Here is a 26871-nt window from a genome sequence, read left to right as displayed (position 1 = left end):
TGCTTTGCAGCCCATCGCGACGCAAGGCCGCTCCCACAGGCCCTTGACTGCCCCCAAGGGTTGGATGGGTGTCCAACTTCTCGGGTGCAGTCCAGCCTGTGGGAGCGGCCTTGCGTCGCGATGGGCCGCAAAGCGGCCCCCTACCGTCTCAGATCAGACCACGCCCTGAGCCAGCATCGCATCGGCCACTTTCACGAAGCCCGCGATGTTCGCACCCTTGACGTAGTTGATACGACCATCAGCCTCTTCACCGTAGTGCACGCATGCATGGTGAATTGACTGCATGATGCTGTGCAGCTTGCTGTCCACTTCACCGGCAGTCCACAGCAGGCGCATGGCGTTCTGCGACATTTCCAGGCCCGACACGGCGACGCCGCCGGCATTGGAGGCCTTGCCAGGGGCATACAGAATGCCGGCGTCCAGGAAGATATCCACAGCCTCGAGGGTAGTCGGCATGTTGGCGCCTTCGGCCACACAGATGCAGCCGTTACGCAGCAAGGTGCGGGCATCTTCGGCGCCCAGCTCGTTCTGCGTGGCGCACGGCAAGGCGATGTCGCACGGCAGGCTCCAAGGGGTCTGGCCCTTGCGGAACTCCAGGCCGAACTGCCCGGCCAGCTCGCTGATACGGCCACGCTTGACGTTTTTCAGCTCCATCAAGGCGTCCCACTGGGCGTCGGTCAGCCCGGCTTCTGCATACAAGGTACCTTCAGAGTCAGACAGCGAGATCACCTTGCCGCCCAGGTCCATGACCTTGCGCGCAGCATACTGGGCGACGTTGCCCGAACCAGACACCGCCACGCGGCGGCCGTCGATACGCTTGTCCTGACGCTTGAGCATTTCTTCGGCGAAGTAAACGCAGCCATAGCCGGTGGCTTCCGGACGGATCAGGCTGCCGCCATAGGTCATGCCCTTGCCGGTCAGCACCGAGGTGAACTGGTTGGCCAGGCGCTTGTACTGGCCAAACATGAAGCCGATTTCGCGGGCACCCACGCCGATGTCACCGGCCGGTACGTCGCAGTCGGCGCCGATGTGGCGATACAGCTCGCTCATGAACGCCTGGCAGAAGCGCATCACTTCAGCGTCGCTCTTGCCTTTCGGGTCAAAGTCCGAGCCGCCCTTGCCGCCGCCCATGGGCAGCGAGGTCAGCGAGTTCTTGAACACCTGCTCGAAGGCCAGGAACTTCAGCACGCTGAGGTTCACCGACGGGTGGAAGCGCAGGCCACCCTTGTACGGGCCAATGGCACTGCTCATCTGAATGCGGTAACCGCGGTTGACCTGCACCTTGCCCTGATCATCGACCCAGGAGACGCGGAACAGCAAGGCGCGCTCAGGCTCGACCATGCGCTCCAGGATACCGGACTGCAGGTAGTGGGGGTTGGCTTCAAGGAATGGCCACAGGGTGCGAAGCACCTCTTCTACGGCCTGGTGGAATTCTGGTTGACCAGGGTCACGTTGCTTTAGGCGTGCAAGGAAATCGTCGACAGATTCGATCATGGTAGACATCTCACCAAGAGGATTGGACTTATTGGTTTTTTCAGGAATGTACCAAGAAGCAATCGCACCGGAACAGGGCGAGATGTCGTTTTTATGAAATTATTTGGTGCGTTTTATGTAAGTGTATACAAAACACATCCCAATTACCCCGATCCCAGCCTTCCGCCAGGCACAAAAATGGGGCCCTTTGTGGCCCCATATTTGTGCATCAGTAAACCGGCTTACTGGGCCAGTTTCTTGTGCCGTACACGGTGCGGCTGGGCAGCAGCATCACCCAGACGCTTCTTGCGGTCGGCCTCGTACTCGGTGTAGTTACCCTCGAAGAAGACCACGTTCGAGTCGTCTTCGTACGCCAGGATGTGGGTAGCCACGCGGTCCAGGAACCAACGGTCGTGGGAAATCACGATCGCGGCGCCCGGGAAGTCCAGCAGGGCTTCTTCCAGCGAACGCAGGGTTTCGACGTCGAGGTCGTTGGACGGTTCGTCGAGCAGCAGAACGTTACCGCCTTCCTTCAGGGTCAGGGCCAGGTGCAGGCGGCCACGCTCACCACCGGACAGGTCCTTGACGAACTTCTGCTGATCGCCACCTTTGAAGTTGAAGCGGCCAACGTAGGTACGCGAAGGGATCTCGTAGTTGCCGATGCGGATCTGGTCGGAACCGTCGGAGATCTGCTGGAACACGGTCTTGGCGCCGTCCAGGTCCTCACGGCTCTGGTCCACACAGGCCAACTGCACGGTTTCACCGATCTCGATGCTGCCCGAGTCCGGCTGCTCCTTGCCCATCAACATGCGGAACAGGGTCGACTTACCGGCACCGTTACCACCGATCACGCCAACGATGGCGCCTTTGGGCATGGCGAACGACAGGTTGTCGATCAGCACACGGTCGCCATAACCCTTGGTGACGTTCTTGAACTCGATAACCTTGTCACCCAGGCGCGGACCGGCCGGGATGTAGATTTCGTTGGTTTCGCTGCGCTTCTGGAATTCCTGCGACTGCATTTCTTCAAAGCGCTGCAGACGGGCCTTGGACTTGGACTGGCGGGCTTTGGCGCCTTTGCGCACCCACTCCAGTTCCTCTTTCATGGCCTTCTCGTGGGCGCTCTGCTGCTTGGATTCCTGCGCCAGACGCTCCGACTTGGCTTCCAGCCAGCCCGAGTAGTTGCCTTCGTACGGGATGCCGGCGCCGCGGTCCAGTTCCAGGATCCAGCCGGCGACGTTGTCGAGGAAGTAACGGTCGTGGGTAATGGCTACCACGGTGCCCGGGAAGTCGTGCAGGAAGCGCTCCAGCCAGGCCACCGAGTCGGCGTCCAGGTGGTTGGTCGGTTCGTCGAGCAGCAGCATGTCGGGGGCCGACAGCAGCAGGCGGCACAGGGCCACACGGCGCTTCTCGCCACCGGACAGGTGTTCGATGCGCGCATCCCAGGCAGGCAGGCGCAGGGCGTCGGCAGCGACGTCCAGCTGGCGCTCCAGGTTGTGGCCATCAGCGGCCTGCAGGATGGCTTCCAGCTTGGCCTGCTCGGCGGCCAGCTTGTCGAAGTCGGCATCCGGCTCGGCGTAGGCAGCGTAGACCTCGTCCAGGCGGGCCTGAGCGTCCTTGATGACGCTGACCGCTTCCTCGACCACTTCGCGCACGGTCTTGGTTGGGTCCAGTTGCGGTTCCTGTGGCAGGTAACCCACGTTGATGTCGGGCATCGGACGGGCTTCGCCGTCGAATTCCTTGTCGACGCCCGCCATGATCCGCAGCAGGGTCGATTTACCGGCGCCGTTCAGGCCAAGTACGCCAATTTTGGCGCCTGGGAAGAACGACAGGGAAATGTTCTTGAGAATTTCCCGCTTCGGCGGCACGACCTTGCTCAGCCGATGCATGGTGTAGACGTATTGAGCCAAAACCAAGCCCTCTAATCAGATAGGTAAAGACATCGCCGATCGCCCCGGCACGCGGTGGCCAGGGGGATGTGTTTACGGGGTGTCATTGAACAAAGTCGACCATTCTACGCCAACGCGCGGCGTTGCATAGGAGGGGCCGATGGTGGGGTGTGATCGGGGTGATCCCTGGGGGGAATCTATTGCCTGTCCTGGCCTCTTCGCGGCTAAAGCCGCTCCTACAGGGATCTGACTGCCTTCAAGGGCAATGCAGTACCTGTAGGAGCGGCTTTAGCCGCGAAAGGACCGGCACAGCAGCCGAAGAGGCTCAGACGTGACGCTGTTTGGCCTTGCCCCGCGGCAGGCGGCAACGGTCGCCCTGCTCGGCCAGGCGCGCGGCCCAGGCGGACTTCACGCTGAAGGCGCCGCTGCGGGCAGGTTGCTGCTCGGCCGCCTTGGCCGGTTTGCCAGGTGCAGGCGCAGTGCTGACCACCTTGGCTCCCGGCTTGACCGCCGGTACTGCAACAGCCGGCTCTACTGCCACCTTGGCAGTCTTGCGCAGTTCAGCCAGCGATGGGGCCTTGCTTTTGGCGGCAGCGGCCGCCTCGGGTTTGCCCAGCGAACGCTGGCAAGACTTGCAGGATACGTCCTCGGTCACGGCAGTGCTGACAAGGGTCTGACTGCTGCGCCCGCAGGCGGAATCGAGGCCATTGGAGGAAAAGTGAGTAACCAAAACCGAACATCTCCGATGCGTTGTCATGTGAAGCGGGCGCTATTCTCGCACAGGTTACAGGGGCTTGCCGAACCACCGGGCAGCCACCATCGGTCAGCATGGCTGGCACTTTGCCATAATCCGAGGCATGCTAGCCGGTTTCGGGTGTCCGGCCTTATAGTGCGCCACCGCGGTGCGCAAGCCCGGCGCCGGCACGCACCGTGTACGATCCTTCCCTGCCATCGCCAGCCCAATCGCAGGATCAACGCTTGACCAACCTTACTCATCCGTCGTCATTGCGTTCCGCACCACAAGCACCCGCTACTCTCCTGCGCGGGTCGATCAAGGGTGCGCTGGCGCTGCTGGCCCTGATCCTGCTGGGCCTGTTGCTGTGGCAGCTGTTCGCCCAGTTCAATCATACCCAGGCCGACTTGCGCAAACAGAGCCTGGACGCCTCCGCGGAACTGGCCGACCACCTGAGCCTGAACATGGCGCTCAAGGCGCAGCAGGCCGTGAACGTGGTACAACCCTACCTTGATGCACCAAGACCTGCCGCCCTGCCCAGTCTGATCGGCACCCTGCGCGAGCGCCTCCCCGCCCTGCAGAGCGTGGCCTGGCTGGACAACACCGGGCAGCTGCGCGCCGACAGCCTGGCCGGCAGCCCTGACCGCACATTGTTTGATGAGTTGCTCGCGCTGAGCCAGGGACGCCCGTACTTCTTCACCAATTCGGCCGACAACCACATCCTGTACCTGTTGCTGCACCAGGATGCCGCACAGGGTCGCGGCTACTGGCTACTGCGCCTGTCACCGGACTATTACCGCGAGCTCACCCTCCACCTCGAGGGCAGTGGCCACCCACTGTGGCTGCTGGAAAACAGCCGCAGCAGCGAGGTGCTGCTGCGCCACGCCGCAACCAACACCAGCAACGAACCGCTGCAAAGCGTGATGCTGGCGTTCATCGAAAACAGCACCTGGCAGCTGCGCGGTCTGTTCGACGCCAAACTGGCCCGGCAAACGTTATTGCCGGCGCTGCTCGGCAAATGCCTGCTGGTGCTGGTCTGCGCCCTGCTGCCGGTGCTGGCGCTGATCAACATGCGTCGCCGCCAGCGGGCGCTGCAGGAAGACCGCCGGCGTTATCAGGAAATTTTTGAAGGCACTGGCGTTGCCCTGTGCGTGCTCGACCTGTCCAGCCTGCCCGGCCAGCTCGATCGCTACCACCTGCGTAACCGGGCCGCGCTCAAGCACAGCCTGGCGCTGGACCCGAACCTGCGCCGCTCGCTGCTGCTGGAGCTGAAGATCACCGAGGTCAACCAAGTGGCGCGCCAACTGCTGAACATCGACTGCCACGAAGGTGCCTGGCAGCGGCTGATCGATGGCACTGGCGACAGTCGAGACAGCGTTGGCATGCAACTGATCGATGCACTGATCGAACAACGCCCGTTGCTGGAGCTGGAAGTGCGCCTGCCGACACCGCAGGGCACCGAGCTGCACCTGTGGCTGATGGCGCGCCTGCCGCTGCAGCGTCGTGATTACCAGGCGGTGATCCTCAGCATCAGCGATATCACCAGCCGCAAACAGGTGGAGCTGTCACTACTGGAACGCGAAGGCTTCTGGTCGGACGTGGTACGCACCGTACCCGACCAGTTGTATGTGCAGGATGTGCCCAGCCAACGGATGATCTTCAGCAACCGCCACCTCGGCCAGACTCTGGGCTACGACCGCACCGAGCTGACCCAGATGGGCGACCGCTTCTGGGAGCTGCTGTTGCACCCTGAGGACGCCGAACACTACCAGGCACTGCGCCGGCAACAGCGCGACAGCGGTCATGACCAACCGCTGCACTGCCAGCTGCGCTTCCGCCACCGCGACGGAAGCTGGCGCTGCTACGACATCCGCGAGCAGGTGCTGAGCCGCAACGCCGAAGGCCTGGTTACGCGCATCATCGGTGTGGGCAAGGATGTGACCGTTCAGATCGAGGCCAGCCAGTCGCTGCGTGACAGCGAGCAACGCTACCGCATGCTCGCCGAAAGCATCAGCGACGTGATCTTTTCCACCGACAACCAGCTCAAGCTCAATTATGTCAGCCCCTCGGTACAGAGCGTGCTGGGCTACCAGGCCGACTGGATCTTCGCCAACGGCTGGCAGTCGATCGTCGCCAACCCGGCCCAGCTCACCGGCATCTACAGCCTGATGGAGCGCGTCAGCAAGGCCATGGTCGATCCGGCGCAGATGGCGCAACTGTGCAGCCAGTTACCCACCCAACTGTTCCTGTTCGACTGCCTGCGCGCCGATGGCCGCAAGATCCCGATCGAGCTGCGCCTGGTGCTGGTGTGGGACGATGACCAGCGCTTCGAAGGCGTACTCGGGGTGGGCCGCGATATCAGCCAGCAACGCCGTGCCGAAAAAGACCTGCGCATGGCCGCGACCGTATTCGAACACTCCACGTCGGCGATCCTCATCACCGACCCGGCCGGCTATATCGTTCAGGCCAACGAAGCGTTCAGCCGCGTGAGCGGTTACGCCGTCAGTGAAGTGCTCGACCAATTGCCGGGCATGCTCACTGTCGACGAACAGCAGGAAGGCCACCTGCGCTATGTGGTCAAGCAACTGCATCAGCGCGGCAGCTGGGAAGGTGAGGTGTGGCTCAAGCGCCGTGACGGCGACCACTACCCGGCCTGGGTCGGCATCACCGCGGTACTGGACGACGAAGGCGACCTGGCCAGCTACGTATGCTTCTTCACCGACATCAGCGAGCGCAAGGCCAGCGAACAGCGCATCCACCGCCTGGCCTACTACGACGCCCTTACCCACCTGCCCAACCGCACACTGTTCCAGGACCGTTTGTACAACGCCCTGCAGCAGGCCGAGCGGCAGAAAGCCTGGGTGGTGCTGATGTTCCTCGACCTCGACCGCTTCAAACCGATCAACGACTCCCTCGGCCATGCGGCCGGCGACCGCATGCTCAAGGACATGGCCCTGCGCCTGCTGGCCTGCGTGGACGACGACGACACGGTGGCACGCATGGGCGGCGACGAGTTCACCCTGCTGCTGCAGCCGCGCCCCACCCGTGAAATGGCCCTGAACCGCGCCATCCACGTGGCCGAAAACATCCTCGGCAGCCTGGTGCGGCCGTTCGTACTGGAAAACCGCGAGTTCTTCGTCACCGCCAGCATCGGCATCGCCCTCAGCCCGCAGGATGGCAGTGAGCTGAGCCAGCTGATGAAGAACGCCGACACCGCCATGTACCACGCCAAGGAACGCGGCAAGAACAACTTCCAGTTCTACCAGGCCGAAATGAACGCCAGCGCCCTGGAGCGCCTGGAGCTGGAAAGCGACCTGCGCCATGCCATGGAGCAGAACGAGTTCATCCTCTATTACCAGCCGCAGTTCAGCGGCGACGGCAAGCGCCTGACCGGCGCCGAAGCGCTGCTGCGCTGGCGTCACCCGACCCGCGGCCTGGTGCCGCCGGGCGACTTCATCCCGGTGATCGAGGAACTGGGCCTGGTGGTGGACGTGGGCGACTGGGTGCTGCGCGAGGCCAGCCGCCAGCTCAAGGCCTGGCACAAGGCCAAGGTGCGGGTGCCAAAGGTGTCGGTGAATATTTCGGCGCGGCAGTTCTCCGACGGCCAACTGGGCACGCGGATTGCTAACATCCTGGAAGAAAGCGGACTACCGCCGGCATGCCTGGAACTGGAGTTGACCGAAAGTATCCTGATGCGCGAGGTAAACGAGGCGCTGCAGATTCTTGCCAGCCTGAAAAACCTTGGCCTGAGCATTGCGGTAGACGACTTCGGCACCGGCTACTCGTCGCTCAACTACCTCAAGCAGTTCCCCATCGACGTCCTGAAGATCGACCGTACCTTCGTCGACGGCCTGCCCGAAGGCGAGCAGGACGCGCAGATTGCCCGGGCGATCATCGCCATGGCCCACAGCCTCAACCTGGCAGTCATCGCCGAGGGCGTGGAAACCCACGAACAGCTAGAGTTTCTGCGCGAGCATGGTTGCGACGAGGTGCAGGGCTATCTGTTCGGGCGGCCGATGCCGGCGCATCAGTTCGAGGCGCAATTCTCCAACGAGACCTTGTTCATGTTCCATTGACCCGCACGCTGCCTGTTCACAAGCCCCCCCGTAGGAGCGGGTTTACCCGCGAACACCGGCGAAGCCGGTGCCATCCACCGCGCCGCCTTCTTCGCGGGTAAACCCGCTCCTACAAGTACGGTGCCGCGACTGAATTCTGCATAAAAAAGCGGACCTGCGAGTCAACTCCCGCCCCCGCCAAGCCCAGAAACGGCGCGGGATGCAAGATGAAGCCCATTGGTCCGCGACTTGATGCCACTTCATATGCCAGCCGCGAATCAATCGGTTAGAATGCACACCCAAATTACCCCGATCCTTGAGGACCGCCATGTTCAGCCGTGATTTGACCATTGCCAAGTACGACGCCGAGCTCTTCGAAGCCATGCAGCAAGAAGCTCTGCGCCAGGAAGAGCATATCGAGCTGATCGCTTCGGAAAACTACACCAGCCCGGCAGTCATGGAAGCTCAGGGCTCGGTCCTGACCAACAAGTACGCCGAAGGCTACCCAGGCAAGCGCTACTACGGCGGTTGCGAGTACGTCGACGTCGTCGAGCAACTGGCCATCGACCGTGCCAAGGAGCTGTTCGGCGCCGACTACGCCAACGTACAGCCGCACGCTGGCTCCCAGGCCAACGCTGCCGTCTACCTGGCCCTGCTGTCGGCCGGTGACACCATCCTGGGCATGAGCCTGGCACACGGTGGCCACCTGACCCACGGTGCTTCGGTAAGCTCCTCGGGCAAGCTGTACAACGCCATCCAGTACGGCATCGACGGCAATGGCCTGATCGACTACGACGAAGTCGAGCGCCTGGCTGTCGAGCACAAGCCGAAGATGATCGTTGCCGGCTTCTCGGCCTACTCGCAGGTTCTGGACTTCGCCCGCTTCCGCGCCATCGCCGACAAGGTCGGTGCCTACCTGTTCGTCGACATGGCCCACGTTGCCGGCCTGGTTGCCGCTGGCGTGTACCCGAACCCTGTTCCGTTCGCCGACGTGGTCACCACCACCACCCACAAGACCCTGCGCGGCCCGCGCGGCGGCCTGATCCTGGCCCGTGCCAACGCCGACATCGAGAAGAAGCTGAACTCCGCCGTCTTCCCGGGCGCACAGGGCGGCCCGCTGGAGCACGTCATCGCGGCCAAGGCCATCTGCTTCAAGGAAGCCCTGCAGCCAGAGTTCAAGGCTTACCAGCAGCAGGTCGTGAAGAACGCCCAGGCCATGGCCAGCGTGTTCATCGAGCGCGGTTTCGACGTGGTTTCCGGTGGCACCCAGAACCACCTGTTCCTGCTGTCGCTGATCAAGCAGGAAATCTCCGGTAAGGATGCTGACGCCGCCCTGGGCAAAGCCTTCATCACCGTCAACAAGAACTCGGTACCGAACGACCCGCGTTCGCCATTCGTCACCTCGGGCCTGCGTTTCGGCACCCCAGCCGTTACCACCCGCGGTTTCAAGGAAGCCGAGTGCAAGGAACTGGCAAGCTGGATCTGCGACATCCTGGCCGATCTGAACAACGAAGCGGTGATCGACGCCGTCCGTGAGAAGGTCAAGGCCATCTGCAAGAAGCTGCCGGTTTACGGCAACTGATTGGCGCTTGCCTGAAGTGAAAGAGCCCGGCCCAGTGCCGGGCTTTTTCGTGAACGGACCATGAAACACGTTCGCAGGCCTGATACACATCCTGTGGGAGCGGGCGTGCCCGCGAAGAAGGCTACGCGGTGGATGGCACCGGCTGCGCCGGTGTTCGCGGGCACGCCCGCTCCCACAGGGAATGATTTCGAGCAGCCACGTGCCATCACGTATTACCCTGTTTGACACCACCAACCACAGGCCACACCTTGACCAGAGAGCAACTCGAAACCCGGCAGATCCCCATCTACTTCGCCGCCGTACTGGCCGCGATCGTTTTCGGCCTGCTGGCCAGCGACACTGCGCGCCAGCTTGAAGCCCTGATCACCCCCGCCATCGCCGTGCTGATGTACGCGATGTTCCTGCAAATACCCTTCCTCGACCTGCGCCAGGGCCTGGGTAACCGCCGTTTCATCACGGCCCTGCTACTGGCCAATTTCATTCTCGTTCCGCTGCTTGTCTGGGCCATCACCCGCGGGCTGGTGGAACACCCGGCGATCCTCGTCGGGGCCTTGCTGGTGCTGCTTACGCCCTGCATCGACTACGTGGTGGTGTTCACCCACATTGGCAAAGGCGACTCACGCCTGACCCTGGCCGCCACCCCCCTGTTATTGCTGGCGCAACTGGTGCTGCTGCCGGTGTACCTGGCCCTGATGCTGGGTGGCAGCAGCCAGGTGGCAATCTCCATCACTCCGTTCATGGAAGCTTTCGTGCTGTTGATCGTGGTGCCGATGGCCCTCGCGGTACTCACCAGCGCCGGTGCCCGGCGCTCGCGCGCCGTCGCGACCTGGAACGACGCCTGGGCGTGGTTGCCGGTGCCGGCCATGGCCTTGGTGCTGATGGTGGTGATCGCTTCGCAGATTGTCGTGGTACTGCGTGATTTCGACCGTTTGCTGCCGGTGGTTCCGGTATACATCGGCTTCATGCTGCTGGCGCCGGTGCTCGGCTTTATCTGTGCGCGCCTGCTGCGCCTGCCTGCCAGCGAGGCACGCTCGGTGACCTTCAGCGCAGCCACGCGCAACTCACTGGTGGTGCTGCCGCTGGCGCTGGCGTTGCCAGAAGAGATGCGCGGGTTGGCGGCAGCGGCGGTGATCACACAAACCTTGGTAGAGCTGGTGAGTGAACTGATCTATGTACGGGCGGTACCACGGTTTGTGCGCTGACCCGTGGCACTCGTCATAGAGAAAAAGACTATTCGGGGCACACAGCGAACACCTGCACCTCTACCAGGTAGCCATCCCCCAGGTCGGCGCCCACGCAGGCCCGCACCGGTTTTGCACAGCCTTGCAACCAGGCGTCGTAGACTTCGTTGACCAGGTCGAAGTGGCGGTAGTCGGCCAGCCACATCTGAACCCGCGTCAGCTGCGCCTTGCCGACGTTGGCCTGCACCATCAGGCCGTCGATCACGCTCAGCGCCTGACGCAACTGCCCCTGCACATCCTGTTGCAGGTCATCGGCCACGATGCCTGCCGTTTCGAACAGGCCCCTGTAACTGACCGCCAGTGACATCCGCGCGCTTGATCCGTAGCGAGTGATCATCGAGGTACCCTCCCCCTCAACCCATCTGGTTGAAACAGACGACTTTGGGTTGGGTCATGTCCTCGTAGGCGAACCGCACCCCCTCACGCCCAAGACTCCCATACTTGGCGCCACCAAATGGCATGGCATCGAAGCGGTAGTCGGAAGAGTCGTTGATCATTACACCGCCGGCCTCGATACGCCGGGCCAGGCTCAACGCCAGCGACAGGTCGCGGGTGAACACACCGGCATGCAAGCTGTACTCCGGGGCATTGGCCAGCGCTATCGCCTGCTCGACAGTCTCGAAGGGCGCCAGCATCACCACCGGCGCAAAAACCTCCTCAAGCCACAGCCGGCTGACGGGGTCAACGCTTTCGAGCACTGTCGGCGCATAGACCGCCCCCTGTCGCTGGTGGCCGCAGAGCAGGCGGGCACCGCCCTCAAGCGCCTGGTTGACGCGTTCTTCGATCTGTCGGGCAGCCGCTTCGGTGATCATCGGCCCCATATCCGTTTCGCGCCGGCCCGGATCGCCCCAGACCATCGCCTGGGTCAATGCCACGAAGCGTTCGCGGAACGCCTCATAGATCGAGGCATCTACGAGAATGCGCTGGGTGCCGATGCAGTTCTGCCCGGCCGCCCAGAACGCGCCCGACACACACGACTCGACCGTGGCCTCAAGGTCGCAGTCCTTGAGCACCAGCACCGGGGCATTGCCGCCAAGGTCCATGGCAAGCTTTTTCAAGCCAGCCCCGTGCGCAATCTGTTCGCCCGTCGCGAAACCGCCCGTAAAGGAAACCATGCGCACCTCACGCACAGCCACCAGCGCCTTGCCCAGTTCGGCGCTCCCCGTGGCTACGGTAACGACGGCCTCCGGCAGCCCTGCATCAACCAGGTACTGCACCAGTTTCAGGGCAGAAAGAGGGGCCAGTTCCGAGGGTTTCAGAATGACCGCATTGCCCCCTGCAAGTGCTGGCCCCAGCTTGTGCGCCACCAGGTTAAGCGGGTCGTTGTACGGGGTAATGGCCAGGATCAACCCCAACGGCTCGCGGGTGAACCAGCCCTGACGCGACTCGGAGCCTTCATAGGCATCGAAAGGCACCACCTCACCGGCGTTGCGCCGCGCCTCTTCGGCAGACAGCTTGAGCGTGTTGATGCAGCGTTTGACCTCTTTTTCGGCCTGGCGCAGGGTCTTGCCCGCTTCATCGACGATCAGGCCGGCAAAGTCTGCCGCATCCCGTTCAATGAGCTGAGCGGCGTGTTCAAGAATGTGCGCCCGGCGGTGCCGGGGCAGCGCCGCGCTTTCACGCACACCCTGACGGGCACGGGCGAGCAATGCAGGCACCGCTTCTGCGCCGAGGTTGTCGACGCTGCCAACCAGGCTGCCATCGAAGGGGTTGTACACATCGATCAAGGCGGGTTGCTGAACAAGCGCCCGCGATACGGAAGTCAGGCTCATGAACGTTGCTCCTCAGGCCGAATGGCCGGCCGCGTGAATGGCGACAATGTCCGACAGCAGGGCAAAAGCCGTTTCGATGCGCCCCGCCCCCGGGCCGGACACGGTTACAGCCCCCAGCAACTCGGTGTCGAACGCCAGCGCATTGGTGGCGCCTGAAATACCCGCCAGGGGGTGATGGCCAGGCAACAGCATCGCTTCGACGCTGGCTCGCACCGAACCATCGGCTTCACGGCGGGCACTGCCGATCAGCTTCCAGCGCTCGCCCGCCGCCCGTGCTTGCTCGATAGCGGCGCTGTCGATGGCACTGATACCGCTGCAGGCCACATCACCCACCTGCAGACAGGCGCCGAGCAACTCATTGGCGAGGATCACCACCTTCAGGCGTACGTCATGGCCTTCCACATCGGCGGTCGGGTCAGCCTCGGCAAAGCCAAGCGCTTGTGCCTGGGCCACCGCCTCGTTGAAGCCAAGCCCTTCCTCCATGCGCGTGAGCACATAGTTCGAAGTCCCGTTGAGAATGCCCTCGAAACCCACCAGGCCGGCGCCCGCCAGGGTCTGGCGCGCCATGCGCAGTACCGGCGTGCCGCTCATCACGGCGCCTTCATATTCGAACGACACATCGTTGGCCTTGGCCAAAGCCTTGAGCGCCTGGGCATGCAAGGCAATCGGCCCCTTGTTGGTGGTCACCACGTGCTTGCCCGCCTCCAGCGCCCAGCGGCAGAAGGTTGCTGCCGGCTCACCATCCTTGGGGTTGGTGAATGTGGCCTCGGCGATGATGTCGGCGCCTGATTGCTTGATCACCGCCTCATTGAACGCCTCGGCCGAACCTTGAGGGAGTTGCGCCAGTGCGCCCTTCTGGGCCGGCAGTGCGGCCAGCATGGCCGCATCCAGGCCGTCGCGGTCGATCACCGACCCCAGGAACAAGTCGGTGACACCAACGATTTTCAGGCCAAAGCCCAACTCTTGCTGCCAGCGCGCATTGCGTTCGGCGATCAGTTGGGCAAGCGCGCGGTTAACGCCACCAAAGCCAACGAGTGCAATTTTGTATTCGGTCATGGTTTGCTGTCCTGTCCAGGCAGTGGGTCGATGAGGACAAGCGTAAGAGCCGAGCACTGCCAGTTGAATATGGCAATCCGCTGTATTTATTGGCCAATCTGGCCAGTGCAAAACGCACGCTTGCGCCAGGGCAGAACGCACAACGCCGCCTGGGCGCGAACCCAGGCGGCGTTGTGCTAGCCAATGCAAAGACGCGGTTCAGACCACCGCGGCCAGGACGAACGAAGTCACCGTGTTCTCCACCCCGGGCATGGCAGCGATTTCCTTCCACACATGGTGCACCCGCTCCGGGCTGGAGGCCTCGACGCGTAACATCAGGTCGAACTCGCCGCTGAGCACTTCACACTGGATCACCTCGGGGATCTGGCGCAGCGCATCGAGTACCGCCTCACCGCGCATGCGGTCATAGCGGTAGACGAAGATCACCGCGTTGATCAACGACGCCGGCCGCCTGCCCTCACCGATGCGCAGGGTATAACCCTGAATGGCGCCGTCGCGCTCCAGGCGCTCGATGCGCTGGCGTACCGCATTGCGCGACAGGTTCACCTTCAACCCCAACTCGGCGTGGGCGATACGCGCATTGGCGGTGAGCTCGGCGAGAATGCGCTCGTCCAGGGGGTCGAGGATGCGCTTCATCGCCCAGCCTGCAACCGGGCCAACAAGGCATGAACACCGGCCAGATCGTCAGGTGCCAACAGCGGCCCATCGCCCGCTGTGCCGACCGCGCCGGCGGGCACCTCACCGTGCCAGGCCCCCAGCTCCGCCAGCAGCCCGGCAGACTTTTCGGGGGCAAACTGCCCCAGCGTGACGATGGGCGCACCGATGTTGCGCCGGTGCAGGCGCCCGGCGAATACCCCGGTTGCGGCATGGGGGTCTACTGCGCTGCCCGTTTCGTGGAACAGCGTGACAATTTCTTCGCGAATCAGCACGTCGTCCACGGCATAGGAGTCGAACAGCATGCGCGCATGCAACCACTGGCGGTTGCCGATGCTCAGCTCGCCACACGCCTCGAAGTGCTCCATCAGCGCCCGGGTCGCCCCACCATCGCGGTCATACAGTTCCCAGACGAAGCGCTCCAGGTTGGAGAACAGCGAAAAGTCCATGACCGGTGACAAGGTCTGGCTGGGTGAACCACGGCTGTAGCGGTTGCAGTGGATGAACCGATGCAAGGCATCGTTGCGGTTGGTGGAGACGATGATCTGGTTGATCGGCAAGCCCATTTTCTGGGCAAGGAACCCCGCGTAAATCTCGGCAAAACTGGCCGTGGGGATGCTGAACCCGACCGGGCGTATCCCGCCACCGAGCTGCAGCGCCGCGTGGAAATAGAACACGATCTGCGCCAGCACGCCGACCCAGTTGGTGGAGTTGAAGCTGACCGGAATCAGCCCGGGGCATGGCCAGTCACGCAGCAGCGCCGACACCAGCGACTGGCAATCGTCAAAGCTGCCATCCACGGCCACGCAGCTCACACTGTCGGACGCGGCGCTACGCATCACTGCCGCGCGGTCGGCGGGCGTGCCTGCGCTGGGGTATAGCGCCAGCAAGCCTGCTGCTGGGCAATGCCGCAACGCTTCGATAGCCGCTACTGCGGTATCGCCGTTGCTGGCACCGACCAGCATGACCCGCTCGCACTCCGCACCCAGAAAGTGCCGGATAAAGCGCGCCTGCAACTGCGCGGCAAAGTCCTTGGAGGACCGGGTAGGCCCATGGAAAAGCTGCAGGATCCATTCGTTATGGCCAAGCTGCTGCAACGGCGCAATGCCGCGGTGGCGGAACCCGCGATAGCTGTCGCTGACCAGCGCCCTGAGCGTAGGCTCGTCGAGGGTATCGCCGACAAACGGTGCCATTACCCGCCAGGCCAGTTCGTCGAAGGGCAACCACGACCAGCTGGCAATTTCCTGTGGGCTGAACACCGGCACCGAGGTGGGCACATAAAGCCCGCCATCGTCGGCCAGGCCAGAAAGCAATGCCGTGCGGAAATCGACCCGTGTCTCGTTGCCGCGCGTGGATGTGTACTGCATCGGTGCTCCAGATAGCTACATAAGTTAACGATGCGCCATGGCCACCAGCCAATGGCTGAACGCCTGGGCATCCGGGGACAACGCTTCACCCAGGCCGCGTACCAGGAAAAACGACTCGCTTGCCTCGATACGCTGGGTAAAAGGAGCGACCAGCCGTCCCTCCTGCAGCAGGTCCTCTACCAGCGACGAGCGTGCCAGCGCCACCCCCAGCCCCAGCTCAGCCATGCGCAGGGTCGACACCAGCGTGTCGAACTGCAGGCCGCTGGAAGAATCGACCTGATCGGCACCGACCCGCTCCAGCCAGTAGCCCCACCCCTCCTCGTAACCCAGCACATGCAGCAACGGCACACGCGCCAGGTCGCGCGGATCGCGCAGCGGGCAACCGGCCAGCAGCGCGGGTGCGCACACCGGCACCAGCACGTCGCGGGTCAGGCGCTGCGCCTCCACCCCGGGCCACTGCCCGCTGCCCCAGCGGATTTCCAGATCATCTTCGGCATCCAGCTCCTTGACCCACAGGTTGCTGATGTAGCGGATGTCCACCTGCGGGTGCGAACGCCGAAAGTCGGCCAGCCGCGGGGCCAGCCAGAAGTGCAGGAACGACAGGCTGCCCCGCACCTTCAGGGGCCGACGCTGGCGTTGCCCGAAGATTTCATTGGTGCCGACGGCAAGGCGGCTGATGGCGTCCTGCACCACCGGCAGGTAGGACTGCCCTTCTTCGGTCAGCCCCAACCCGCGCGGCAGGCGCTTGAACAGCGCCACACCCAATTGGCTTTCCAGGTGGCGAATCTGCTGGCTCACGGCCCCTTGGGTAAGGTGCAGCTCTTCTGCCGCATGGGTGAAGTTCAAGTAACGCGCCGACACTTCGAAGGCTCTCAGCCAGTTCAGGGGGGGCAGGGTTTTCTGAGTCATCGGCGGCTTCTCGTGGCTAGGTTCCGGTGGCCTAGTATCACCTGCTCAGGCGGCCTCGGAACCTGGGGCGACAATTTCCACCGGGCCCGTACGGCGGCTGCGATACTTGCACGTCAGCCAATAGGCCAGGTAGCACCAGGCAATGAAGGGCAAGCCGAAGTACAAGGCAACACGCTGAGCAGGGTCGAAGGCAATGCCGACGCAGGCCAGTACGCAGCAGAAAATGGCCCCCAGTGGTACGAACGGGTAGCCACGCACCCGGAACTTGAGGTCCTCGAGCTTGCCGCCGCTGGCGATGTAATGACGGCGGAATGCGATCTGGCTGGCCGCGATGCTGATCCACACCACCACCACGGCCAACCCTGAAATCGACACCAGCGCCAGGTAGATAGTGTCGGGGGCGAACACACTGCTCAACAGCGAAGCCATGCCGCCAGCCATGCTCAGCACGATCGCATTGAAGGGGGTGCCGCGGCGCGACAGCGTGGCGTAACGGCGGGGCATGTTGCCTTGGTCGCTAAGGGTCCAGAGCATGCGCGAAGCGGCGTAGAGGCCCGAGTTGGCGGCAGACAGCAGCGCGGTGATGATGACGAAGTTCATGATATCAGCCGCATACGGGATACCAATCATCGCAAAGACCATCACGAACGGGCTTTCAATAACCCCGGCCTGTTCACGCGGCAGCAAGGTGGCCAGTACAAAGATGGTGCCGATGAAGAACAGCGCCAGGCGCAGGACCGTGGTGCGAATGGCTTTGGGCACGTTCTTTTCCGGGTCTTTGGTTTCACCGGCAGCGATGCCGATCAGCTCGGTACCCGAGAACGCGAAGGCCACTGCCAGCAGGGTCATGGCAATTGACCAGAAACCGGTGGGGAACAACCCTTCACGGGTGAAATTGCCCAGCCCTGCACTGTGCGCCTGCTGGATCTCGAAGCCACCCAGAATGGCCCCGCCGCCCACCACCAGAAAGGCAATGACGGCCAACACCTTGACCAGCGACAACCAGAATTCGGTTTCGGCGAACGATCGCACCGAAATGATATTGCTGATGAACACCGCGGCACCGAACAGCGCACTCCACATCCATACCGGCGTGTCGGGGAACCAGCGCACCATCAGGATGCCCGCGGCGGTGAATTCGGAGCCGATGGCCACCGTCCAGGTCAGCCAGTACATCCAGGCCACCATGTAACCGGTGCCCGGGCCGAGGTAACGCGTGGCATAACTGCTGAACGAGCCGACTTCCGGCATGTGTACCGCCAGTTCGCCCAGGCACATCATGACCAGGTACACCATGATTGCGCCGAGTATGTAGGCGATGACCGCGCCCAATGGGCCGGCCTGGTTAACGGTGTAGCCCGAGGTGAGAAACAGGCCGGTGCCTATCACACCGCCCAGTGCCAGCATGACGATGTGGCGGGTTTGCATATCCTGCTTGAAGGTATGCGCCGAGGCATTTCTAGTTGTGGTTGTTTGCACGGACATTGTGGGTTACTCATGAAAGTTGGCGGGCAAGGACGTAGCAACGACCTCGTCTTGGCAGAGCGAATCGAGTTGCCTTGCATATTGTTTTTGTTCGACTTCATGAAGTGGCACCCACCGCATGGGTGAGTGCTACGCGCCAGCCTCAGGCCTGCACCTGGCTCTGGCAGGCATACGCGTCAGTGTGCAATTCCTTTGCTGCGGCCAGTTCCTGACGCACCGATGCACAGGCCTGTGCCAGGTCCGCCAGCAGGTCATCGGTTTCCTCGATACCCACTGAAATGCGCACCAGCCCTTCGGAAATGCCCAGCGCCAGACGCTCTTCCAACGTGTTCTCGACATGGCTGGTCGTGCGCGCCGGGCCATAGATGGTTTCTACCGCGCCGAGGTTGCCGGCCCGATGGGCATACTTCAGTTGCGGTAGCAAACGAGCCACGGTTGGCATGCCGCCCTTCAGCACGAAGCTGACAATGGCGCCAAAACCGCGCATTTGCGCCTTGGCAATGGCATGCCCGGCATGCGCCGGCAAACCTGGGTAGTTCACCGCCTCGACCAGCGGCTCGGTGCTCAGGTAAAGGGCCAGCGCCATGGCACTGGCTTGCTGCTGGCGCAGGCGCACTGCCAGGGTCTTGATACCGCGGATGATCAGGTAGGCTGAGAACGGGTCCAGCGCCGCACCGTTGATTTCCCGGTAGTGACGCACTTGGGCCATCAACGCCTCCGCGCCGCAGACAACACCACCCAACACGTCACCATGCCCGGACAGAAACTTGGTCGCGCTGTGCACCACCACATCCACGCCCAGCGCCAGCGGGTTCTGGTTCAGTGGCGTGGCAAAGGTGTTGTCGGCCACCACCAGCGCCCCCACCTTGTGCGCAGCGGCGCTCAGCCGACGAATGTCCAGCACCTTCAGCGTCGGATTGGTGGGCGTTTCCAGGTACAGCAGGTCGCAACCGGCGGCAATCTCGCGCTCCAGCGCTTCAGTGTCCAAGGTATCGCACAGGCACACTTGCACGCCCATGCGCGGCAGGAACTCTTCGAAGATCTTGTTGGTGCCGCCATAGCTGTCGCGGGTCGACACCACGCGTTTGCCGTTGGACAGGAAGGTGTGCAGCACGGCACTGATGGCCGCCATGCCGCTGCTGAACGCGACTGCCGACTCGGCTTGCTCCAGTTCGGCCAGTTTTGCTTCCAGCGTGGCGACCGTGGGGTTGCTCATGCGGCTGTAAATGAAGCCAGGCTGCTTGCCCTGCGCCACGTCGTACCAGGCATCGATATCGTTGTAGCCATAAGCGGCGCTGACCACGATCGGGGTCTGCGTGGCGTTGTACGGGTGCTGCACCTGCTCCCCGCTCCACACGACCCGCGTCCCAACACCGGCCGCAGCATTGCCCTCGAATTTTTCGTTGTTGTTCATATCCGGTTCCCGCCCAGCTGAGTTGTGTACACCGATGCAGCATCGGCCTTCAGCGGACTATAGGGAGATGGCGGGGGCCTGAAAAACGATGGAATCCGGGTCTGAGTGGCGTTTTTTTTAATGGCTGCGGGCCGGGCGCTGAAAAAGCCGCCCGGCCACGTAGGCGCTTAGGCGAGGTTGCGCTTCAGCTCGGCGATGTGCTCCGGGCCGATGCCACAACAACCGCCGACCATGCTGGCACCACGCGCACGCCAGTCCTTGGCCCATGCCAGGTAACCCGGCGGATCGAGGTCTTCGCGCAGTTCGTCCAGGCCATCGTTGGCAGTGGCTTCTTTGGGCTGCGGCGGGAAGGCGTTGGCATAGGCGCCGATGGCAATCTCGGCGTTGTGTCGCTCGATGACCGAGCGCGCGACATCAATGGCGGTGCCGATCACCTCCGGCTGGCTGCAGTTGAACAACACCGCAGCCACCCCCAGGCTGGCTGCGGCCTCGATGGCTTCGGCCACCGGTTCACCGGAGCGCAGGCGCGGAACGTCGTCGACGTCCTCGTCCTGCAGGGTGAAGGACACCCAGAACGGCCTGCCGTCTGCCGGCAAATGGCTATGTATGGCCCGCACTTCGGCCACGGAACTCTGGGTTTCGGCCAGCCACAGGTCGACATGCGGGGCCAGGCCCTGGAGCAGCGGGGACAGCACCTCTGCCACACGCTCGGGCTGGAACAGGTCGGGCCGGTAGGACCCGAACAGCGGCGGCAGCGAACCTGCCACCCTGACCGGGTGCGCGCCGCTATCTGCCGCGTGCCGCGCGAGCTGGCCTGCGATATGGGCCAGCTGTCGCCCTTCGGCGGCAAAGCGTTCTTCACCGATGTGGAACGGCACTACTGCATAGCTGTTGCTGGTGATGACCTGCGCACCCGCATCGATGAAGGCTGCATGCACGCCCACGACCGCCTCCGGCGCCTCGCTCAGCGCCAGCGCCGACCACTCGGGCTGGCGAAACGGTGCACCGCTGCGCTGCAGCTCTCGGCCCATGCCACCGTCCAGAATTACCATCGTTCGCTCTGCCATATAACTTCTCTGAAGGTTCTTATGAATAAAATTCATTATGGGGATTAGGGTTATAACTATTAAATACCCTATCACCCATTTGCCCAACATATCAGGTATGTACATGCGATTTTCTTCTCTGCTGGGTGCGGGCCTTGTACTGCTCGCAACTGCCACCCAAGCCTTTGCTGGCGCCACGTTGGAGCGGGTTGAATCGCGCAAGGAAATGGTCAACGTGCTGATGGAAAGCTACCCGCCGTTTTCCTTCCTCAATGACCATAACCAGCTCGACGGTTACGACGTGGACGTGGCCAAGGCAGTGGCCGACAAGCTCGGCGTCAAACTGCGCCTGGAAACACCGTCCTGGGACGTGATTGCCGCTGGCCGCTGGAGCGGGCGCTACGACATCTGCATTTGCTCGATGACCCCGAGCAAGGCGCGCGCCGAGGTGTTCGACTTCCCCGTGGAGTATTACGCATCGCCCGCCGTGATCGTGGTCAATGCCTCGGATGAGCGCATCCATGGTGCCAAAGACCTGGAAGGCCGTAAGGTGGGTTCGATCAGTGCATCGAGCTACGAAAGCTACCTGAACAAGAACCTGGTCATTGAAGGCAAGGAAGACCAGAAGATCGATTACCCGTTCGACTTCGTGCAGGCTGCGCCCTACGACACTGAAAACGTCGCCTTCCAGGACTTGGGCCTGGGCACTGGCGTGCGCCTGGACGCCATCATTACCAACCTGGTGACCGCGCAGCCGCGCCTGCAGCAGGACAAGCGCTTCAAGCTGGCCGGCGCGCCGCTGTATGAAGAGCCCAACGCAGTGGCCATCGAAAAAGGCGACCCCGAGTGGGATGCCAAGGTACGCCAGGTGTTCGCCGAGCTGAAGGCTGATGGCACCCTGGCCAAGCTGTCGCAGAAATGGATTGGCGCCGACATCAGCAAATGAGCACCTTCCCTCCCTCCCCCAAGCCCGTGGCAAAGCCTGCGGGCGCCGGCCTGTTCGGCTTTCGCACCCGGTTACTGCTGACCTGGCTGGCGCTGTTCGGGCTGTTTGTCGCCTTCTTCCTCAGCTTTGACCTGAAGTTCGCCATCATTCTGGAGAAGTTTCCCAACCTGGCCGGTTTCAAGCTGGGGCCCAATGGTTTTCTGCAAGGCGCCGCACTGACCCTGTTCCTGTGCCTGTGCTCGATGGTGGTATCCGTGCTGCTCGGCTTTGCCGCCGCGCTGGCACGGTTATCCAACAGCGCGGTGCTGGTGGGTGTGGCCAGCTTCTACACCTCGTTCTTCCGTGGCACACCGCTGCTGATCCAGATTCTGCTGATCTACCTTGGGCTGCCGCAGGTGGGCCTGGTACCCGGCGCCATCAGCGCCGGCATCATTGCCTTGTCGCTGAACTACGGCGCCTACCTGAGCGAGATCTTCCGCGCTGGCATCCTCGGCGTGGCCCGCGGGCAACGTGAAGCAGCATTGGCACTGGGCATGCGCACGCCGCAGATCTTCTGCCACATCATCCTGCCCCAGGCCATGCGGGTGATCATTCCGCCCACCGCCAACCAGTTCATTTCGATGCTCAAGGACTCGTCGCTGATTTCCGTGATGGGGGTTTGGGAGGTGATGTTTCTGGCGCAGTCGTATGGGCGTTCGAGCTATCGCTACCTGGAAATGCTGACCACCGCCGCCGTGATCTACTGGGTGCTGTCGATACTGCTGGAACTGCTGCAGGCGCGGCTGGAACGGCATTTTGGCAAGGCTTATCAGCGCTGAGGGCTGCACGGCTCGTGCAAAACCGACAGGCCTGACCGCGCCCCATGCAGGAGCGGCCAGGCTACGCGTAAGTGAAAATAATCAGCGCGGTTGCCAACAGGATGTGAATGACCAACAGACTCACCAGCAGTCGTCTCATGCTTGAGGGGAAACGTTTGACTTCATCGAAGTCAATCAACCCCCTGCGCACGAAGAGGCTCGGTATAGCCAGCACCATGGAGATCAAACCCGTACGCATAACCTTGCCCAGAAGGCCTGCATGTTGAAACGTGATTTTATTGCCGGTCACGAAGCTACAGCGCGTTAGCAACGACTCGTAGTACTCAGTGTATTTATGTGCGATGAAACACTGTACGACCATCGCCAGCATCATGGGTGCAAGAATCAGAATCGCAATTAGCCCAGGCTCAACTTCATTCACTCCGATACCTCGCCATACAAAAAGTCACCAAATATCTCGCCCCCCTTGCCCCCGGCATCTCCGAGGACTTTACCGCCCACTGCTCCTCCGACGACAGCACAAACAAGTGCACCGGGGCCGCCTGTAGTGACCCCCAGAACGACGGCACAAATACCGGTGCCTGCCATACCCCCCAAATAGCCCCCGGCGCTGCCGCCCGCCAGGCTACCCATCAACGTCGAGGTTTCGACATACTTGGCGCGCCGACACTGATCCTCCCGGCCCGTGGTGCAGGCCTTATGAATTGAGAGGCCGGTGGACGCCACATCCAGCGCAGTACCGATATAAGTGCCCCTTTTCACCAAGTTCGACGCCCTGGCAACGCCAGATACCTTTTCGGCATAACCGGAAATCTCGCCGGTATGCAGATAACTGCGGGTCGAGATGCCCAATGCCTGCTTGATCTTGCCCTGACGGCGTAAACCAGAACCATACGCAGCAACGTTGCCCAATTGCTTTTCAAGCTTCATGAAAAGTGCAGAGCGCTTGGCGTAGAAGGCATCACGGGCAGCGAGAGTGCCAGAACTGAGGTAGTCGCGGTGCAGTTTCTCGATTTCTACAAGGGTGGTCTTGATATTGGTCAGGTGCTTGCTCCAGCCCTCGCTAGCGGCGCCCGCCCCAATCGAGGCGTTAGCCAGCAAGCTCTGCAGCAAGTCGAAGTGCTCGAGAAAAAAATCATCCGCGTCTACGCCGCTAGTTAGCAGGCCAGCATGCACCTCGACAGCTTTGGCCATCAGTAATGCTTCGTGGCTGGTGCAGGAAGGAGTACCAGCGTCACCCAGGATGACCAACTCCCCGGCCATGACCACGCTGTTGGCAATGTGGGCATTCAACACATCGAACTTGCTCTTGGCATACCCCGACAACGGTGTGCTGGCTTTAAGCGACTGATAAGACTGGGTTCTGGGGTTGATGAAGCTGCGTGCTTCGGACATGGCCCTACCTCACGCGTACTTCTTGTTGTTGATCCGGTCCCAACCGCCGGCGACATTCCCGCCACCGCTGCCGTCGGAACGTTTCTGGCGGGTATAGGTGGTCTTGATACGCCCATAGTTCAACTGGACGATTTCGATGGGAACGCCCGAGCTTGCATTCTGCGAGTAGTCGGCGATGATGACCTCTTCCAGCACGATCTCGTAATATTTGAGTTTGTCGGTGCCTGCCCGGCAAAGCGCAAGTTTTACTTCCTTGAGATGCTGGCCCGAGCAGCTGGCTTCCAGCAGCTTGCAGCTCGCGCTGTCGAGAAACTTGGTGAACGTAAAGTTGGTCAAGGTGGTACGCCCCGACGTTGCACCGCCGGAAGAGCTTGCGGTAGCGGACGTGCTTTGATTGACACCGAAGTTATAGCCGTTGATCTCGATCCAGTTGGTGTACTGCTCATCCAGCGCTTCGCCAGCGATGTCGTCGATTTGGATAAAAGCGTCGAAAGCCATGCCTACCTCTCCTTGGTAATGGTGGGTCTGAATCCCAATGAACGGGTGTGACAGGTACGGAGGCAAAATGTTCCCCCACTGCCCGAGCCGCCACACCCGATGCATGACGCTTCAAGCCCTACAACGCCTTCATCTCTGCAATATCCCGCGCCACCTGGTCTGCCGAGTGGTCGAACATCGCCTGTTCCTGCGCATCCAGCGGCAACTCGATAATCCGCTCAAGCCCCTTCTCTGCCAGTACGCAGGGCACACCCATGGCGATATCCGTTCGCCCATACTCGCCCTCAAGAATCGCCACCGCCGGCAAAATACGGTTCCGCCCATTGGCGATCGCATCGACCATCTGCGCAATGGCCACGCCCGGTGCATCGCAGGCGCTCCCCATCTTCTTCAACCCCAGAATCTCGCCGCCGCCCTTACGTGTGCGTTCGACAATCTGCTCGATCTGCTCATCGGACAAGAAGTGCGACAACGGCACCGAGCCAATCTGGCAGTAGCGCATCAGCGGCACCATGCTGTCGCCATGCCCGCCCAACACCAGCGCCGTGATATCCCGTGCAGAAAACCCAGTTTGCTCAGCGATAAAACACTTCATGCGCGCGGTATCCAGCACCCCCGCCTGCCCAAACACCTTGTCGCGCCCCTGCCCGCTGACGCTCCAGGCGCGATAGGTGAGCACATCGACCGGGTTGGACACCACCAGCACCGTCGCTGTCGGCGCGTGGTGTTTGATGTCCGCCATGATGCTGTCGAGGATTGGCAGGTTGGTACTCAATACATCCTGACGCGACTGGCCGGGCTTGCGCGGCACGCCCGCCGTGATCACCACCAGCTCGGAACCCTTCAGCATCTCGGCATTGGCCCCGCCGTGAACATGGGTATCGGAACCTGAATCCACAGCCGCCTGCCAAACGTCCAGCGCCTTGCCCTGCGCCAGTTCACCCTGCACGTCCATCAACACCAGCTCACGGCACAACTCATCCCGGGCGATGATCTGCGCCGCCGCCTCGCCGACCAGGCCGGCACCCACAATCGTTAATTTGTTCACCAGACACCTCCCAGCGGCGCGCGCCACCAGGAACACGCCTGCGTATAGAGAGAAGTATTGACCGCCACTGCGAAAAGGCCACCCGAAGGCTGATGGCTGGTAGCTGAGAGGACGCTGGGGCTTCTGAGGCTAGCGCCAGCTTGGAACGATTCCAGCCCCGCGTTTTTCCGGGGCCCGGGGCGATCGTGTCCCGGGAAGTGGTGTAACTGAACCAGACTTAATGCCGCAACCTATCAGTTAGAGAAAAATGGGATGAGACTTTATTTGCATCCCACATCAATCTCACTGTTCCCGACTGCTTTTCCGTGCCCGTGGCGATGCCGGCCTCGACACTGCCTTCTTCGCTTTGGCTGCAGCAGGGCTTTTCCCTCGTTTCGCTCCGGCCACCACGCAGGAACTGGCCAGCGGCGTGGCCACAGCGGTTGGCCCACCGGCCTTCAACTGGCCGACAGTGTTGCCGACGAGCGTTGCAGTGGGCTTATCTTTGGCGGTCATCACCATACCCATCCGCACGCCAAAAAGACGCAGCACGGCCTCCAAAGTGCTGAGCTTCGGATTCGACTTCCCGCTTTCCAGTTCGTACAGGCTTTTCGTGGACATTTTGCACATGGCCGCGAAGGTCTCTTGGTCAAGACCGGTGACTTCGAGCCGCAGGCGGCGGATGGATGTCCCGATTGGGTCGAGCCCCGCCGCGTTGCGCTTGACGATATCTTCTACGAGCTGGGCGCGCTCTTCAGGTTGTATTTTTTTCATCGCAGTCCCCACTCCACGAGTCGCTTGTCCAGGTTATTCACGGGTAGAGAGGCGGCATTGCGCATCGATTCGGGCGCATCGGTCAGCAGATCGGGCAACGCCCTGAATGCCTCGGCCGCATGCATCAACCGTTGCAGCAGGGCATCGGGATCGGTGTAACCAACAAGCTCAGCGCAGTTATCACGCCAATTGGAAGACCCCTTGCGCTCTGCTGCCCACTTCGTCGTCCGTGTGATGCCCTCTTCATCCAGGATCATTGGCGCGAGGTCATAGATTGGCGCCAAACGAAACCTCCCACCCACACGCATGATGGAGGTGTTGCGGCCGTGGTTATCGGTGTTCGCTAGAATGCGGTTCAGCAGATCGCGATGAAGGAGTCGTCGTAGGCGACAAGGCAGCTTCCATCAGCAACACGCTCGGGGTTCTCAACCGAGAGTGTCGCTGCCTCGCGCCATGCACCATCGGAGAAAGCTTGGATCGTGAGTCTGAACGGCATCGCGACACCATTAATCAGCATTTGAATGCCGATTAAACTAATGCGCACGGCAGGAACCGGCAATATTTTGCCGATTAAAAGCTTAAGCACGAGCAAAACCGGCACCCACTACCGATTATGCATTCACAGCGCGCCGGTGGGTTTAGAGGTCGTTGCTGCGCCTGGGAAGCAGGAGCCTTTGGGTTATAGGACCATGTTTAATTGCGTTGGGTAGGTGGTGGATGGCACGGGCTTCGCCCGT

Annotated in this window: 23 protein-coding genes and 1 pseudogene; 5 read left to right on the top strand and 19 right to left on the bottom strand. The window is 62.0% G+C overall.

What is annotated here, in order from left to right; translation table 11 throughout:
• Positions 1-153 precede the first annotated feature (153 nt).
• From gdhA to ACF8RA_RS01480, 3 genes are all read right to left on the bottom strand, one after another.
• Entirely contained in the window at positions 154-1494 is a 1341-nt protein-coding gene (gdhA, locus tag ACF8RA_RS01490) for an NADP-specific glutamate dehydrogenase (protein WP_176685617.1), read from the bottom strand.
• A gap of 221 nt (positions 1495-1715) precedes the next feature.
• Complete coding sequence (gene ettA / locus ACF8RA_RS01485) at positions 1716-3383, bottom strand: energy-dependent translational throttle protein EttA (protein WP_003247499.1); 1668 nt, start codon at positions 3381-3383, stop codon at positions 1716-1718.
• 304 nt (positions 3384-3687) lie between these two features.
• Positions 3688-4092, bottom strand: a complete 405-nt coding sequence (locus tag ACF8RA_RS01480; RefSeq protein WP_176685616.1) for a hypothetical protein — start codon at positions 4090-4092, stop codon at positions 3688-3690.
• 248 nt (positions 4093-4340) lie between these two features.
• Here ACF8RA_RS01480 and ACF8RA_RS01475 point away from each other — a divergent pair, with 248 nt between their 5' ends.
• From ACF8RA_RS01475 to ACF8RA_RS01465, 3 genes are all read left to right on the top strand, one after another.
• On the top strand, positions 4341-8171 hold the full coding sequence (locus tag ACF8RA_RS01475; protein WP_392518703.1) for an EAL domain-containing protein: 3831 nt from the start codon (positions 4341-4343) through the stop codon (positions 8169-8171).
• A 307-nt stretch (positions 8172-8478) separates the two neighbouring features.
• Complete coding sequence (gene glyA / locus ACF8RA_RS01470) at positions 8479-9732, top strand: serine hydroxymethyltransferase (RefSeq protein ID WP_014589625.1); 1254 nt, start codon at positions 8479-8481, stop codon at positions 9730-9732.
• 248 nt (positions 9733-9980) lie between these two features.
• Positions 9981-10934: an arsenic resistance protein gene (locus ACF8RA_RS01465; protein WP_209968092.1), complete on the top strand. Its 954-nt coding sequence runs from the start codon at positions 9981-9983 to the stop codon at positions 10932-10934.
• A 28-nt stretch (positions 10935-10962) separates the two neighbouring features.
• Here ACF8RA_RS01465 and ACF8RA_RS01460 read toward each other — a convergent pair whose 3' ends face one another.
• The 9 genes from ACF8RA_RS01460 to ACF8RA_RS01420 form a co-directional block, all read right to left on the bottom strand.
• Positions 10963-11310, bottom strand: coding sequence for a RidA family protein (locus ACF8RA_RS01460; RefSeq protein WP_256122407.1), 348 nt, complete (start codon positions 11308-11310; stop codon positions 10963-10965).
• A 16-nt stretch (positions 11311-11326) separates the two neighbouring features.
• Positions 11327-12745: an aldehyde dehydrogenase family protein gene (locus ACF8RA_RS01455; RefSeq protein WP_392518702.1), complete on the bottom strand. Its 1419-nt coding sequence runs from the start codon at positions 12743-12745 to the stop codon at positions 11327-11329.
• A 12-nt stretch (positions 12746-12757) separates the two neighbouring features.
• Positions 12758-13801, bottom strand: coding sequence for a homoserine dehydrogenase (locus ACF8RA_RS01450; RefSeq protein ID WP_392488373.1), 1044 nt, complete (start codon positions 13799-13801; stop codon positions 12758-12760).
• A gap of 198 nt (positions 13802-13999) precedes the next feature.
• Entirely contained in the window at positions 14000-14437 is a 438-nt protein-coding gene (locus tag ACF8RA_RS01445) for an Lrp/AsnC family transcriptional regulator (protein WP_010951921.1), read from the bottom strand.
• Positions 14434-15822 carry a threonine synthase gene (locus tag ACF8RA_RS01440; RefSeq protein WP_176685611.1) on the bottom strand — a complete coding sequence of 463 codons (1389 nt, stop codon included), beginning with the start codon at positions 15820-15822 and terminating at the stop codon, positions 14434-14436. The genes ACF8RA_RS01445 and ACF8RA_RS01440 overlap by 4 nt, the downstream gene beginning before the upstream one ends.
• 24 nt (positions 15823-15846) lie before the next feature.
• Positions 15847-16731 (bottom strand): LysR substrate-binding domain-containing protein, encoded by an 885-nt coding sequence (locus ACF8RA_RS01435; RefSeq protein ID WP_176685610.1) that lies wholly within the window; start codon positions 16729-16731, stop codon positions 15847-15849.
• Between the two features lie 45 nt (positions 16732-16776).
• Positions 16777-18216 (bottom strand): amino acid permease, encoded by a 1440-nt coding sequence (locus ACF8RA_RS01430; protein ID WP_014589617.1) that lies wholly within the window; start codon positions 18214-18216, stop codon positions 16777-16779.
• A 142-nt stretch (positions 18217-18358) separates the two neighbouring features.
• Complete coding sequence (locus tag ACF8RA_RS01425; RefSeq protein ID WP_392488372.1) at positions 18359-19630, bottom strand: cystathionine gamma-synthase family protein; 1272 nt, start codon at positions 19628-19630, stop codon at positions 18359-18361.
• A gap of 167 nt (positions 19631-19797) precedes the next feature.
• Positions 19798-20682: a homocysteine S-methyltransferase family protein gene (locus ACF8RA_RS01420; RefSeq protein ID WP_209968104.1), complete on the bottom strand. Its 885-nt coding sequence runs from the start codon at positions 20680-20682 to the stop codon at positions 19798-19800.
• A 118-nt stretch (positions 20683-20800) separates the two neighbouring features.
• Between ACF8RA_RS01420 and ACF8RA_RS01415 the strand changes: the two genes are divergently transcribed.
• Positions 20801-21622 (top strand): ABC transporter substrate-binding protein, encoded by an 822-nt coding sequence (locus tag ACF8RA_RS01415; RefSeq protein ID WP_003247511.1) that lies wholly within the window; start codon positions 20801-20803, stop codon positions 21620-21622.
• Positions 21619-22440 (top strand): amino acid ABC transporter permease, encoded by an 822-nt coding sequence (locus ACF8RA_RS01410; RefSeq protein ID WP_003247513.1) that lies wholly within the window; start codon positions 21619-21621, stop codon positions 22438-22440. Before ACF8RA_RS01415 ends, ACF8RA_RS01410 begins: the two co-directional genes overlap by 4 nt.
• Positions 22441-22501: 61 nt before the next feature.
• Here ACF8RA_RS01410 and ACF8RA_RS01405 read toward each other — a convergent pair whose 3' ends face one another.
• The 7 genes and pseudogenes from ACF8RA_RS01405 to ACF8RA_RS01375 form a co-directional block, all read right to left on the bottom strand.
• Positions 22502-22861, bottom strand: coding sequence for a hypothetical protein (locus ACF8RA_RS01405; protein ID WP_020191670.1), 360 nt, complete (start codon positions 22859-22861; stop codon positions 22502-22504).
• Entirely contained in the window at positions 22858-23835 is a 978-nt protein-coding gene (locus tag ACF8RA_RS01400) for a hypothetical protein (RefSeq protein ID WP_176685607.1), read from the bottom strand. Before ACF8RA_RS01400 ends, ACF8RA_RS01405 begins: the two co-directional genes overlap by 4 nt.
• 9 nt (positions 23836-23844) lie before the next feature.
• Positions 23845-24333 (bottom strand): type VI secretion system tube protein Hcp, encoded by a 489-nt coding sequence (locus ACF8RA_RS01395; RefSeq protein ID WP_047605116.1) that lies wholly within the window; start codon positions 24331-24333, stop codon positions 23845-23847.
• Positions 24334-24451: 118 nt separating this feature from the next.
• The gene (locus ACF8RA_RS01390; RefSeq protein WP_392518700.1) at positions 24452-25381 is read right to left on the bottom strand and encodes a malate dehydrogenase; all 930 of its coding nucleotides are present in this window, start codon (positions 25379-25381) and stop codon (positions 24452-24454) included.
• 282 nt (positions 25382-25663) lie between these two features.
• A complete protein-coding gene (locus tag ACF8RA_RS01385) occupies positions 25664-26134 on the bottom strand; it encodes a helix-turn-helix domain-containing protein (RefSeq protein WP_392460855.1) in 471 nt (156 codons plus the stop codon).
• A pseudogene (locus tag ACF8RA_RS01380) lies at positions 26131-26508 on the bottom strand (HipA domain-containing protein); the annotation flags it as partial. The pseudogene ACF8RA_RS01380 and the gene ACF8RA_RS01385, both read right to left, overlap by 4 nt.
• Entirely contained in the window at positions 26490-26720 is a 231-nt protein-coding gene (locus ACF8RA_RS01375; RefSeq protein WP_392460854.1) for a hypothetical protein, read from the bottom strand. The gene ACF8RA_RS01375 and the pseudogene ACF8RA_RS01380, both read right to left, overlap by 19 nt.
• Positions 26721-26871: the final 151 nt, after the last annotated feature.

This window comes from Pseudomonas sp. FYR_5 (genome assembly GCF_043106315.1).
Classification (GTDB): domain Bacteria; phylum Pseudomonadota; class Gammaproteobacteria; order Pseudomonadales; family Pseudomonadaceae; genus Aquipseudomonas; species Aquipseudomonas putida_Y.
The sequence above is the reverse complement of the archived record's forward strand: the minus strand, read 5'-3'. Positions and strand labels throughout refer to the sequence as shown.